Here is a 12,941-nt window from a genome sequence, read left to right as displayed (position 1 = left end):
GAACAACACACAACCCCTGTGGGAGCGAGCCTGCTCGCGAAGGCGGTCATTCAGGCGACTACGATGCTCATGTTGCCTACGTCTTCGCGAGCAGGCTCGCTCCCACAGGTTCTCTGCAAGTTTCAAGCTCAGGTGTTGAACCGCACCCCCGGCTTCGCCCGCTCGTCAACGGTCAACTCGAACACATCCGGCCGCGCATAATGGCCGACCACATCATAGTCATACCGTGCGCGGATCAATTGATCGGTATCGATTTCCGCCGTGAGCAGCCCCGTCTCGCCACGCAGCGGCCCGGCGAGTACATCGCCCATCGGCCCGACGATCACGCTGCCGCCAGCGATCAAGGGTCGGTCGCCCGGCCAGTTGGCGATCTCCACGCCCAACTCATTTGGCGAGGCCTGCACCTGACAAGCGCTGACCACAAAGCAGCGGCCTTCATGGGCGATGTGACGCATGCTGACTTGCCACATCTCGCGCTCATCCACGGTCGGCGCGCACCAGACTTCAACGCCTTTGGCGTACATCGCCGTGCGCAGCAGCGGCATCATGTTTTCCCAGCAGACCACGGCGCCAAGCTTGCCGACCTGGGTGTCGAACACCGGCAACGTCGAGCCATCACCCTTGCCCCAGATCAGTCGCTCGGTGCCGGTGGGCATCAGCTTGCGGTGCTTGCCGAGCAGCCCGGCCTGCGGATCGAAATACAGCACCGTGCAATACAACGTGCTGCCAGCGCGCTCGATGACGCCGATCACCAGATTGGCCCCGGTGCGCGCCGACAATCCGCAGAGCGCCTCGGTTTCGGCGCCGGGCACATCGATGGCGTTGGCAAAATAACGCGCGAAGGCCTCACGCCCTTCAGGCAAGCGATAGCCCAGCTGCGTGCCGAAGCCCTCGCCTTTCGGATAGCCGCCAAGCAAGGCTTCGGGCATCACCACAAGCGCTGCGCCGGATTCGATGATCGCGCTTTCCCAGCCGAGGATCTGATCGAGGGTTTCGTCTTTGCCACTGGGCAAGGCGCCGATCTGTAGTGCAGCAACAATGGATTTTGGCATCGTGTTTACTCCATCAGGTTCAGGTGTTGCCGATTCTCCAGCGCCACGCGATCATGAATAAAGCCCCAAACGCTGCTGAATGATATGAGCCAAATGAATATCGCAAACATCGATCTCAACTTGCTGAAAGTTTTCGAAGCACTGCACGAGGAATCCAGCGCCAGCCGCGCCGCCTTGCGCCTGGGCGTGACGCAATCGGCGGTCAGCGCGGCATTGCGGCGCCTGCGCGAGGTTTACGGCGACCAATTGTTTGTGCGCACCGGGCGTGGCCTGGCGCCGACCCTGCAAGCCAACCAGTTGAAACCGGTGATCAGCGATGCGTTGAACAAATGCCGGCAAAGTCTGGCCATGCTCGATCCGGCAGCCAATCAGTACGACGGGCGTTCGGTAGCGATTGGTCTATCAGATGATTTTGAAATTGCCTACGGTCGCCCCTTGATCGAGGAAATCGCTCGTCGCGCGCCGAAACTGCGGCTGATCTTTCGCCAGACCCACAGCCAGATCGTTGCTCGTGCGCTGATGGAGCGCAGCATCGATCTGGCGATCACCGCTGGCGGCTTCGCCGAGCGTTTGCTCAGTCGTCAGGTATTGGGTGAAGGGGGCTATGCGTGTCTGGTCGATCCGGCCAGTCTTGCGCCGGGCCAGCAGCAGATCGAGTTGCAAGAGTTTGTCGCCCGCGAGCACATTCTGGTGTCGTCGGGCGGCTTTATCGGCATCACCGACGAGGGATTGGCGGCCGTGGGATTGAGCCGCCGGGTCTGCGCGTCAACCACACATTTTGCCGCGCTACCCTTTCTGCTCAAGGGCAGTCAGGCGGTGGCGACCATTCCGGCCCACGCCGCCGCAAGTATTGCCGCGCTGGGCGGACTGGCGTTGCTGCCCTGCCCTTTGGCTTTGCCGCGCTATCCGGTCGAACTGGGCTGGCGCACCGGCACGCAGATCGATCCGGTGCTGGTCAAGGTGCGCGAGGCGATTGCCGCAACGTTCGGTCAGGCGTGACGCGGTTTACTTGTTCGCCGCCATCAGGCGGTTGACTTCGCTGCGCACCATGTTGGCGAATTCCGGCGGCGACATGCCGTCCAGCTCGGCGCGGACCCACTCGGCCCATTTGCCCTTGCGCTTGGAGCGCTCGCCAAACAGACGCGCGGCTTCGCCTTTGGCTTTACCCAGATTGTTCTGCCAGAGTTCGAACAGACGGGATTTCTCGTCTTCCAGCGCTGCGCGCTCTGCGAGGGATTTGTCGGCCAGATTGAAACTCATGGGGAATTATCCTGCTGCGTAAAATGGCGACATCTTACACGCTCGAGGGAAACCTTCGTTGCAGGTTTTCCCCTTCTACGCGAATCACGTGCAACTTTTCACCTGTCGCTACACTCCATTGGTCAGTGTCCATTCACCTGCAAGGAGTCACCCAATGGCCCGTAAAACCGCCTCGCAAGCTGCCGAAGAGCAAATCAAGGATCAAGCCTTCAGCGAGCTTCAGGCTCTGATCGAAGAATCGGACAAACTGCTCAAAAGCGGCGCTTCTCTGGTTGGCGAAGAAGCGGAAACGCTGCGCGCACAAATCGCTCTGAAACTGCAGCAGGCGCTGGATTCAGTGTCCAGCGTACGCGAACGCACCAAACCTGCGGTCGAAGCCACTGAAAATTACATCGGTGGTCACCCATGGCAGACCGTGGCGATCTCCTCCGGTTTCGGTCTGGTGGTGGGGCTGCTGCTCGGCCGTCGCTGAGTCCAGGCACCACAAAAAAGGCGAACCTCACGGTTCGCTTTTTTTATGCCTGCGCACAGCCTCAATCCCCTGCCAACTCCCGCAACTGCCTTAACGTCTGCTCATCCAGTTCGATTCCCTCCGCCATCGATCGGCTGCGCTGCAAATGCCGGCGATCCCCTGGCAAGCGCTTGAGCCCGACCCCGTGCATCTGCCGCACCAACTCCTCGCTGCGTTGGGCAAAACTCTGCCCCGCGGCCTTGCTCGGGTCGATCACAATCAACAGCTGCCCGGTCCAGGGCGTTTTTGCTCCGGGATGATTTGACCAGTCAAACTCGAACGAAAAATTGCCGCCGGTCAACGCCGCCGCGAGTAACTCAACCATCATCGACAGTGCCGAACCTTTATGGCCGCCAAATGGCAGCAACGCCCCGCCTTCGAGAATCGCTTTGGGATCCTGCGTCGCCTGGCCGAGGCTGTCGACGCCCATACCGGGCGGCAGCTTTTCGCCTTTGCGCGCCGCAATCTGCACGTCGCCATGGGCAATGGCACTGGTGGCCAGATCAAAAACGATCGGTGCGGCATTGGCCCGTGGCGCGGCGAAGGCAATCGGATTGGTGCCGAACAGCGGTCGATCCGCGCCATGGGGTACAACGCAGGTCATGCTGTTGACCACGCTTAGCGCGACCAGACCCTCGTCGGCAAACGGCTCGACATCCGGCCACAACGCAGCGAAATGGTGCGAATTGCGAATTGCCAATACGGCGATGCCGGCATGACGCGCCTTTTCCACCAGCAATGATCGGGCGGCAGCCAATGCGGGTTGGGCAAAACCATTGCCGGCGTCCACGCGGATAAACCCGGGCGCGACGTCTTCAACCTGGGGTACGGCATGGCCATTGACCCAACCGCTTTTAAGGGTCGAGACGTAGCCGGGCATGCGGAACACACCATGGCTGTGAGCACCGTCGCGTTCGGCGCTGGCACAGTTGGCCGCCAACACCCGCGCCACTTCGCTGGAAGTGCCATGGCGCAGAAAAATCGTTTCAAGCAATTGCGTGAGTGCTTCGAGGGATAACGAGGACAAGTCATGATCGTGTGGCGCAGACATCTGAAGCTCCAGAATGATTATTGGAGGGAACAACAGCGTACGGTCGATTAGCCCACCGATTAACCCCGCCGCAGCTGTCAGCTGTCAACCCTTGGATTGATCGGCGATGACCGGCCTGCGCGACTGCACAACTCAATCCGGCGCGTGCGGTAACCCTGTACCGCAAGTGCGCCGGCCTGCGGATCTATTGTTGGGCCTCTGCCCAATGGCGTCCTGTTCAGAGCTCCGATGATGTCCAGTTCGACTGCACCACTTCTATTTCCCGATTTTCTGAAATCCCCCGGCCCGCACACCCTTCTGGCGGCTGCCCACGGTTTCAACAGCAAAGACTTCGATTGGCTAGCGCATGTGCAACTGGCGACCCACGCCCTGCGTAGCGAGCAAACCCCGCCAATGCTCGCCGAACGCATTCTGCTCAATGCCGACAAACAGCTTGCCGTGCCTCTGGCCGGCTGTTTCGTTCTTGGCTGCGGAACGCAGGACAACGGCGTATTTCTGTACACCCCCTACGATGGGTTGAAGAAATACAGCGATGACGAAGCGCTAAAGGAGGTGTTGCAAACGCGCCTCGACAACGCCGACGAGCAAGACGTTTTGCTGGCCTTCCTCACGGCATCGGTGCGCAAAGAGCTGGTGGAAAAGCGCGGAATCACCATGACCCGTGAAACCATCGAAGGTGATGTGTTCGAGGACCAGCAGTCAGCGATCAGCGATGGTCAGGACGGGGGCGCACGCGACCTCCTGGATGAGCTCAAACGCCTGCCTTCACTCACAAGCCTGCTGGAAAAGATCCTGGACGAGCTGCTCGAACCTCATTTTGGCAATGTCCAACACTCGCTCACCCGGGTCAGTTTCTACGCTGCGACATCCTCCCAGGTCAGGCAACGGGTCGATTCGCTATCGCTGAACGAGGCGTTGCTGCTGCACTTTCGTCGTCAGGGCTGGCCGCACGGACAAAGCGTCGAATTTTCTCATCCAGGCCGTTCCCCGCATGAGAACGACCAGACAGCCTGGGCAGATGCGATCAAGTCTGCGTCGGGCAAACTGACCATGCTGTTGTTTCGTCAGCTTGAGGTGTATTGGAATGCCGCCTCATTCGAGGGCTCGCCAAGACGCACATTCTTCAGTCACGCGCTGCAGGATCAGGCGCGTGCCGATCTGCTGGTCAAGCGCGAAACGCAAATGCTCTCCGCCGCCGAGTTCGACGCTCTGCACACTCTGATCCGCGAGCCCAGCGTGGCTGTGCGGCGTCCCACCTTCGAAACGGTGTGCTTGAGCGAAGAGGCCACCTGTGTCGAGCTGGCGGGTTCGCTGATGATCAATCACGACAAGTCCTATCTCTACACCCCCACCCAGGGCCTGCAGGTACTCACCGACTATGCCGATCTCCAACAGACGCTACAGGCAAAACTCCTGGCTCCCGGATACGAAGACGAACTGTACGGGCTGATGAGTCTTGAGGAGCGTAATCGCTACGTGGGTTTCGCCAACGCACAGGTATCGGGGGAAAACATCAGCGGTGAGATCATGCCCACGCTATTGGAGGCGATCCTCACCAAACAACGACAGAACATCGAGTTCGTTCTGCTGCGCTTCTGCCAGAGCGAGCGCACTACCGACGTTAATGCACTCTTCGATAAGGCCCTGGATATTCGCTCGATGATTCATGAGCGCTTGCTCAAGCTCGACGTCAATGAGCGTTGGAGTACCCGACCGCTGTTTGCCAGCGCTCCGCCGTCTTCACTCGTGCAAGCCGACAAAGCTGCACATCTGGCGACCAGTCTCAAGCGAACCCTGGAAAATCTGATCAGCAACTTCAAACAGCAGCCGATCACGAGCAGCGCCGAACAGCGCAATTTTCTCGAGGGCATTCGCTGGAAACTGACGCAGGCATTCGAGGATGGAATACGCGGTGAGGCGTATGTACGAAGTCTCAGCGGATCATGGCTGGAGGCGGAACGAAAAATTGTCGATACCGTGTTCGATGCCAGGCACGCTTCGCGCAGCGACCGCCAGTCCCTCAATGGTTTTCGCCCGGATGCCTGGTCGCTCTCCCTCACCTGTGCCGGGCACAACGATGTGCTGCCGCTCGCTCACTGTGTGCTCCTGACCGAGCGCGGCGGCATGGACATCGAGCATTCCGGACGCGTCGTTCTGTGGACGCCGGCGCTCGGCCTGGAACGGTTCGACGATATGGCGGTGGCGCAAAAGCAATTGCAGCAGCGGCTCGACGACAACAATCAGAGCCATACCTTGCTGGAAAATCTGACCAATGCCCAACATCGGCTGGACCAGCAGTACACGCTGGGCAGCTTTCAACTGATCGAGGGCAATGCAGCCAGCGATCGCATGCAATCGGCTATCGAACACTTCCTTGCTGAAAGTGACGTGCTGCGCGTCTGTATCAAGGACGAAGGCACGCTCATGGACTTCCTCGAACACAAGAAAAACGCTGTCATCGATACCAACCTGCAACGTGCCGGCGATCTCGCGGGGACCCTTGCGCGTCACCTGGATTTTCCCGTCTGGTTACGCGTCGCGCCGGTGACGGAACAGCGCACGCACCTGGCACTGCTGGATGAACTTCGGCACGCGTTCATCGATGGCAAGGATTTCCTCGATGACGCCCCGGCCCTGGCTACTCATATCGAGCACAGGCTGAAAAAACTGCTCGATGCCAGATACCCAGGCAATGGGCTCAGACCACAGGACATCCAGATCACTCCCAACCTGACCCTGGCCGGCCCCGCCTGCGACCTGCTGGAGTTTGCCCTGCATCACTACAATGTCGTGCAGGGCAGCGGTTTCAAAGTAGCTTCGAAAACAGCCACGGCGTTACCGGAAAATTTCGACCAGATCGCCGTACGGCAACTGCTGCAATCGCTCGACGTCGCCACCACCTACACCGGAAAAGTGACCGAAGCGCTGTCAGCTGACAGCGCACCCGCGCGCACCAGCAAAGAACGGTTTTTTCGCCAGTTGCCCTGGCAATTGATGCAGCACGCCCACTCGATGAAATTGCAGCAACAACTCTCGGATACCGGTTACGACAACATTTGCCAGGTGCTCGATATGCCGGACGGGGTAGCGCGCGCCATGGTCGAGGGTGCCGATGCCATCGCCTGCCTGCTGTCGTTGATCAAGACTGCCGGCGCTAATGCCGTGGATGCGCTTGGACTCTATGTAATCGGGCCGCGTGCGGGGCAAACAGGACCGCGGGTGCTCTACGCGCCCTACTCCAGATACGTATTTCGCGAATTCGAAAATGAAGCGCAATTGATCGATGCAGTGAACATTCCAGGGCATTTTCAGGATTTGATCATCCGGCGTCTGCCTGAAGGGCAGCAGGCCGTATTCAGGAATCTGTGGAAAACCACGATAGGCAAACACAGTGAAATCACACTTCACTGCACAGCCATCAATGGCAATGTGCTCGAGCAGTTTCACAAGGATACTCTGCGCCTTCTGCCGCAAATGCTCCGTAGTCAGCCGCACATCAATGCCCAATCGGATTGGGAAGCGGCGAAGATTCTGTTCAGCCGCGGCGTCCCTCTGGTGCCTCACTTGTTGCCGGGGAAACTCGCCTCGCCGTTGTTCCTTTGGCAGAGCTACCAGGACTTCAAGGCCTCCGCCGAAGGCCTTCAGGACCACCACTGGGCCAACGCCCTGAAAAGCTTTATCTCGGGGGCGATCTCGCTGTGCAGTCTGGGACGTCTGTCCTGGGAAACCGAAGCAGAAAAGGCAACCTCCGAATTCGCCGCTCAGGCGCACTCACCTGCGGAAACCGACACGACGGTGGAAGCAGTACCGCGTTGGGCAAAAGTGTCGCCCCTTAGGCCCGCTCGAGTTGACTTGCAGTCCTTTGAAACCAGTACGGCACTGGAGAACCTCAAGCTTGAAAACAGCAAACTGGTCTATGGAGATACGTCGACAACACAGAAATATGCGGCGATTGCCGGCAAGGTTTACCCGGTAGTCAAGGCAGAAAAGGCCTGGTATCTGCGCAAACCGGATGGCAGCGAGGGACCGGCGCTGGAAGAGAAAAACGCCAGGCTTGTTCTCGCCCGACCCGACCATACCGTCCAGCGCTGCCGATCAGGACGCCGCAGGGATACGCAGGACGAGGTCGAGCTCAGCCGTTCCACATTGATGCACGTCCAGGCACAAGGCATGGCGGAGATCCACCGCCGCTATCCGGCCAGGGCCTTCGTCATTCAGCAGGCAGTCGCCCGGGCGCGAACCTACGCGCTCAATTGCCTGCATAACTTTGTCGTGAATCGCGACAATCCGGGTGGCACTCGCCTTGAGACGGTTCTCAGGGATTTTTTCGAAGTGCCGCAAGTGACCCCCTTCATGCTGCGCAAAATCGAACAGGTGATCATCCCGATCTGTCGCGAGCTGACTGATCCAAAGGACGATCTGCTCTATACCGATCGCTTCTTTGCCGGCCTGAACACGCGCTACCGCGACGACACTGTTGCCTTTGTCTTTAAACAGGACAAGCAAAGGATAGTCCACCTGACCGAACACTTTTTCAATCCTGACCTGGATGCCTACACGGCTCACTTGCCTGCCAGATTCAATGTTGATTCCCATGCGCGTGCTGTCGCCCTGATCCACGAGATCTCGCATTTGGTTTGCGACAGCGAGGATGTAGTCTGCGTGGAAGCGATGGCGCCTTACCCGCATCTGATCGATACAACCACGGCACAAGGGCAACTGCTCAAAGCCAATCTTGACGCCATGCGCAGGCCCCTGTCCCGATTCACAACGGCTTCGCGCCTGTTTACCGAGAAACGACCGAACGGAACATGGTTGGATCTGGATCGGTTGCCACTGCGCGCCATTGAGTACGAAAAAATTCTCAAGCTGACAAAAACCGGAAACATGGCCGACGCACGCAAAGCGTTTCGCAATCCGCTTGCGTCAGAGGCACGTATAGAAGTGCTGCTGCTCAACGCCGACTCCATTGCTTTACTCATCAGCGAGCTCGGCCGGGTTCTGGACCCGCTCCCGCAACCGATTCCCTTGCCGGCACCCGGGTCGACTCTGGCGTCATCCTCTTAAACACGGTTACAAAAAAATGCGCTGGCTCGATGCCAGCGCATTTTTACAGAACACTTCGTTTGTTACGGTGGCGTCAATCCTTCTGATCGCGCAACACGTTGCCCGATGCACCGTCGATACGGAATTCATAGACGCTGCCATCGGCCTTGCGGCCCTCACCTTCCCAGTAACCATCATTGTCGGCACCGATCTCGTAGACCTCGACATAACCGGCCTTGGTCTTCGCGGTCTCGATGGCTTTTTCGATGGTGATCCAGCCTGCGCCCGGCTTGTCCGCCAGGGCGGCGCCGGCACTGAGCAAACCGGCGGTGGCAATCAGGGCTGCGAATGTGTTTTTGATCATTTTTTCACTCCATTAATGGATAGTAGGCAGGAACGTCCTGTTTTTTGGGCGCCACCAGGAAAAATAAGTTCCACGTTGATGGGTAAATGCCATGACACAGGTTCTCGGCGATGTCCCGTCGAGGTTAGAATGGGCGAAATCAGGACGAGTCGATGACCCAAGACACTCTCTCGGAAGCCGAATACGATGCGATCACCGATGCCGCCGCGCATTGGTGCATGCGTCTGCACGCCGCTGACTGCACGGACGAGGAACGTCGCGCATTCCAGGACTGGCACGATGCGCATCCGCTGCATGCCTTTGAATACGAAGCGATGCAGGAAATCTGGGAAGTGGCTGGTGATCTGCCTCGAACCGGGCCAGATGCACTCGCCGCGCAAGGCAAGCCTTCGCGATCGTGGCGCAAGTTCGCGGTCATCGCCGCAGCCTGCGCCCTCGCCTTGCCGCTCGCCGCTTATAGCGGCTGGAGTCTGGGCTGGTTGCCCGACAGTTATCAGCATTACGCCGCCACCGACAGTGTGCGTCAGGTCACCTTGAGTGACGGCAGCCAGCTTGAACTCAACCTCAACACCGACCTGAGCTTCAGCAATTACCGGCATGAACGTCGTGTAACGCTGAACAAGGGCGAGGCGTTCTTCACGGTCAGCCATGACACGTCTCATCCGTTCGTGGTTCGCGCCGGCGAAGGCCGGATCCGGGTCACCGGCACCCGCTTCAACGTGTGGATGTATGCAGATCAGGTGCGCGTCAACCTGGTCGAGGGTTCGGTGCTGGTTACCAGCAATCGCGACTTGCCGGGCGAAGGCCTGCGCCTCGGGCCGTCGATGCAGGCGCGCTACCGGCATGGCGACTACGCACCGCAAATCAGCCAGACCTCCCCCGGCGACACGTCACTGGCCTGGCGCAGCGGCAGGCTGGTGCTGGACAACCTGGCACTTCACGACGCCTTGCCACTGATCAATCGCTACCTCGACAAACCGTTGATGCTGGCCGATACCAGCACCGGCGCGATCCGGGTCGGCGGTATCTACAACATCAAAGAACTGAACAACCTGGCGAACAGCCTGCCCAAAGTGCTGCCGGTCTACCTGACCCGCAACAAGGAAGGCAACCCTGTCATCAACTCGATGCCGCAACGCCCGTCTAAAAGCTAAAGGCCGCGTCCCTTGCAGGAGGCGGCCTTCGTTTGTCTCAGGTAGCTGCGGACTTACTGCGTTGCCACCTTCCCTGCCTGATCCTGCGTCTGCCGAATCGTCTGCACCTGATACTGCGGATCGGCCTGGATCTGCTGCTCGGTGAACGGCAGGACACTCCACTGCTTCTTCGAAAACGCTTCGGTCTGATCGCGCGAGTATTTCGAGGCCGGATCGCTGGAGAGTGAGAATGCCAGCAGCCCTTGGGCATGCGGCCCTTTTTCATCGAAGCTCACTACTTGCAGATAGCTGGTACCGCTGACCACCTCGAGTTTGCCGTCATCGCGGGGCACGCTTTGCATCGCGTTGTAGATGCCCAGCGTCCCTGGCCCACCGTGAATCGGTGTTTGCTGGCCGCCACCGCTGACCACCTGGATATCACCCCAGCGCATATCCGGTTTCAGCCCCTTCTTGCCGGTCGACTCGACCGACTCCAGCATCGCCTCGCGCAGCGCTTGCGCAACGTTCGGCCGCTCGACCGCCAGGCCGCGCGGAGTATGTTGCGCGTCTGCGGGGTTGAACGCGACACGCCAGATATCCGGGGACTCGAGCAGCGCCTGCATGATGTTCTGGAAGTGCACCAGACCAAGGCCGGAGTCCAGATTGGCGCGCCCATCCCAGGCTTTGAGGCTGGCACAGGCAGGTTGCAATACCGCCGTATCGCTGCCCAGGTCGGATCCGCAGAACTTCAGCAGATCAGGCATGACCTGCGTCGCCAGATACACCTGATCGTCCATCACCATTGCCTGCAGATCCTTGACCGCCAGCGGGCCTTTTTGGCTCAGCTCACCCAGACGATCAAGGGCGAACCGCGAGCGCAGGCCCAGTTGTTGTCCGTCCTGACTGATCAAAGGCGAATAGCCGGTGAGCGGTTGCGCCGGGTTGGCCAGCCAAGCGGAATCGTTGGAGTGCTGGACAAAGTCCTTGCGCAGCAGCTGCGGCAATTGGCTGGAAGCAAAAATGCCCTTTTGTACCGCTTGCGGATCGATATCCCAGGCACAGCCGCTGTTGGAGCCGTCCAGCACAATCATGCGCAGGCCGATGCGCGGGTCGCTGCATTTGGCCAGTTTATCGGCGCTGACGTTTGGCACCACTGACACGTTCATGTACAGCGTCTGGCCCTTGTCATCCACCGCCACGGTGTTGACCCAGGGAATGCCCTGAATCTTGTGCACTGCGTCTTGCAGATCCTTGAGATTGCCTGCCTGATTCATCGCATACCACTGCTTGAGTACCCGATCATTGTCGAGATTGGCATCGCGCAAGCTGTAGGCGTATTGCTTGTCCCAGTCGAGCTTGCCCGGCCACTGCACGATCGGCCCGAACTGCGAGCTATAGATATCGCGCGTCACCGCTACGAGCTGACCGTCAGCCTGCTTGATCTGCACGGTGACCGTCTGTTTGTTCAGCGGCACGGATTTGCCGTCGAGCAGGTAGCGGGTCGGATCCTTCGGGTCGAGTTGCAGGCGATACAACGTAAAGTGCTTCGACGAGTCGACGGTGTGAGTCCAGGCAAGATGCTGATTGAAGCCGATGTTGATCATCGGCAGGCCCGGCAACGCGGCCCCCATGACATCGAGCTTGCCGGGAATGGTCAGGTGCATCTGATAGAAACGCATGCCGCCGACCCAAGGGAAATGCGGGTTGGCCAGCAACATCCCACGGCCATTGAACGAGCGCTCGCTGCCCACCGCTACAGCGTTACTGCCGCGGTCCAGGGCGAAACGATGCTGACGTGCGTCGGCCAATTGAAAAGACTGAGCGTTGCGCGCGACCTGCGCCGTGTCTTGCGGCGGCATAGCGCCCGCCAAGGCTTCGGCAAACTGGCCCACGCCACCTTCAACCAGCAGGCGCCGCGTCAGCTTGACCAGATCCTCGGCGCTGATATCGCGCACCCATTCACCCTGACATTGCTGCGGCAATCCTTGCTGACGGCGCTCGGCCAGATAGCGGTTGTAGCCGGCGGCATAGCCTTCGACCAGATCGCGCACCTGGAGCGGTTGCGCCTGCCAGAAGGTGTTGACGGCCTCGGGGGTATTGAGCCAGGTAAAAAACACGTCGCTGACGCGGTTTTCCCGTTGCTCGATCGTGAACTGCTCCGGACCAAAGTAGCGGGAGCGTTGACCGTTGACCGTGACGATCTCGTTGGCCAGCAGACACAGGTTGTCCTGAGCGTAGGCGTAGCCGATGCCGAAACCGAGACCACGTTCGTTTTCGGCGCGAATGTGCGGCACGCCGAAACTGGTACGGCGAATGTCCGCGCTGGTCTGTACCGCCGGACTGAGTGCCTGAGCCGACAGGCTCAGTCCGAATAAGGTGCCGGCAAGTGCTAGCCCGGTGAGTTGCCTGGAAATAATCACGCTCGCTCCTGATCGAAAGATCGATTACCCATGCGTCCACGCGCATTGAGCCTGTCGAAGAAACGAATCCGGAGAAAAAAATTTAGCTCGCCACGCATCGAGAC

General features: G+C 59.4%; 9 protein-coding genes. 4 read left to right on the top strand and 5 right to left on the bottom strand.

From position 1 onward, the window contains the following. Positions 1-128: 128 nt before the first annotated feature. Positions 129-1,052, bottom strand: coding sequence for a carbon-nitrogen hydrolase family protein (locus J2Y90_RS18735; protein WP_253501648.1), 924 nt, complete (start codon positions 1,050-1,052; stop codon positions 129-131). Positions 1,053-1,136: 84 nt separating this feature from the next. Here J2Y90_RS18735 and J2Y90_RS18730 point away from each other — a divergent pair, with 84 nt between their 5' ends. Then, positions 1,137-2,051, top strand: coding sequence for a LysR substrate-binding domain-containing protein (locus J2Y90_RS18730; protein WP_253501644.1), 915 nt, complete (start codon positions 1,137-1,139; stop codon positions 2,049-2,051). Between the two features lie 6 nt (positions 2,052-2,057). Here J2Y90_RS18730 and J2Y90_RS18725 read toward each other — a convergent pair whose 3' ends face one another. Beyond that, entirely contained in the window at positions 2,058-2,312 is a 255-nt protein-coding gene (locus tag J2Y90_RS18725) for a hypothetical protein (protein ID WP_003224595.1), read from the bottom strand. Between the two features lie 154 nt (positions 2,313-2,466). Here J2Y90_RS18725 and J2Y90_RS18720 point away from each other — a divergent pair, with 154 nt between their 5' ends. Continuing rightward, positions 2,467-2,784, top strand: coding sequence for a DUF883 family protein (locus J2Y90_RS18720; RefSeq protein ID WP_253501641.1), 318 nt, complete (start codon positions 2,467-2,469; stop codon positions 2,782-2,784). A gap of 61 nt (positions 2,785-2,845) precedes the next feature. Here J2Y90_RS18720 and J2Y90_RS18715 read toward each other — a convergent pair whose 3' ends face one another. Next, the gene (locus tag J2Y90_RS18715; RefSeq protein ID WP_253501638.1) at positions 2,846-3,874 is read right to left on the bottom strand and encodes an Ldh family oxidoreductase; all 1,029 of its coding nucleotides are present in this window, start codon (positions 3,872-3,874) and stop codon (positions 2,846-2,848) included. A 231-nt stretch (positions 3,875-4,105) separates the two neighbouring features. Between J2Y90_RS18715 and J2Y90_RS18710 the strand changes: the two genes are divergently transcribed. Beyond that, positions 4,106-8,941 (top strand): dermonecrotic toxin domain-containing protein, encoded by a 4,836-nt coding sequence (locus J2Y90_RS18710; protein ID WP_253501635.1) that lies wholly within the window; start codon positions 4,106-4,108, stop codon positions 8,939-8,941. Between the two features lie 73 nt (positions 8,942-9,014). Here J2Y90_RS18710 and J2Y90_RS18705 read toward each other — a convergent pair whose 3' ends face one another. Next, a complete protein-coding gene (locus J2Y90_RS18705) occupies positions 9,015-9,284 on the bottom strand; it encodes a PepSY domain-containing protein (protein WP_253501633.1) in 270 nt (89 codons plus the stop codon). Between the two features lie 152 nt (positions 9,285-9,436). On the opposite strand from J2Y90_RS18705, the gene J2Y90_RS18700 reads away from it, so the two are divergent. Further along, positions 9,437-10,438, top strand: coding sequence for a FecR family protein (locus J2Y90_RS18700; RefSeq protein ID WP_253501631.1), 1,002 nt, complete (start codon positions 9,437-9,439; stop codon positions 10,436-10,438). Between the two features lie 53 nt (positions 10,439-10,491). Here the strand turns inward: J2Y90_RS18700 and pvdQ are convergent, their stop codons facing one another. Next, positions 10,492-12,837, bottom strand: a complete 2,346-nt coding sequence (pvdQ, locus tag J2Y90_RS18695; protein WP_253501629.1) for a bifunctional acylase PvdQ — start codon at positions 12,835-12,837, stop codon at positions 10,492-10,494. Between the last annotated feature and the right edge of the window lie 104 nt (positions 12,838-12,941).

The sequence above is a fragment of the Pseudomonas koreensis genome, from assembly GCF_024169245.1.
Taxonomy (GTDB): domain Bacteria; phylum Pseudomonadota; class Gammaproteobacteria; order Pseudomonadales; family Pseudomonadaceae; genus Aquipseudomonas; species Aquipseudomonas koreensis_F.
The sequence above is the reverse complement of the archived record's forward strand: the minus strand, read 5'-3'. Positions and strand labels throughout refer to the sequence as shown.

Bases quoted from the DNA above. Each gene is read 5' to 3' on its own strand.
- J2Y90_RS18735 (WP_253501648.1), bottom strand. From the start codon at position 1,052: ATGCCAAAATCCATTGTTGCTGCACTACAGATCGGCGCCTTGCCCAGT.
- J2Y90_RS18730 (WP_253501644.1), top strand. From the start codon at position 1,137: ATGAGCCAAATGAATATCGCAAACATCGATCTCAACTTGCTGAAAGTT.
- J2Y90_RS18725 (WP_003224595.1), bottom strand. From the start codon at position 2,312: ATGAGTTTCAATCTGGCCGACAAATCCCTCGCAGAGCGCGCAGCGCTG.
- J2Y90_RS18720 (WP_253501641.1), top strand. From the start codon at position 2,467: ATGGCCCGTAAAACCGCCTCGCAAGCTGCCGAAGAGCAAATCAAGGAT.
- J2Y90_RS18715 (WP_253501638.1), bottom strand. From the start codon at position 3,874: ATGTCTGCGCCACACGATCATGACTTGTCCTCGTTATCCCTCGAAGCA.
- J2Y90_RS18710 (WP_253501635.1), top strand. From the start codon at position 4,106: ATGTCCAGTTCGACTGCACCACTTCTATTTCCCGATTTTCTGAAATCC.
- J2Y90_RS18705 (WP_253501633.1), bottom strand. From the start codon at position 9,284: ATGATCAAAAACACATTCGCAGCCCTGATTGCCACCGCCGGTTTGCTC.
- J2Y90_RS18700 (WP_253501631.1), top strand. From the start codon at position 9,437: ATGACCCAAGACACTCTCTCGGAAGCCGAATACGATGCGATCACCGAT.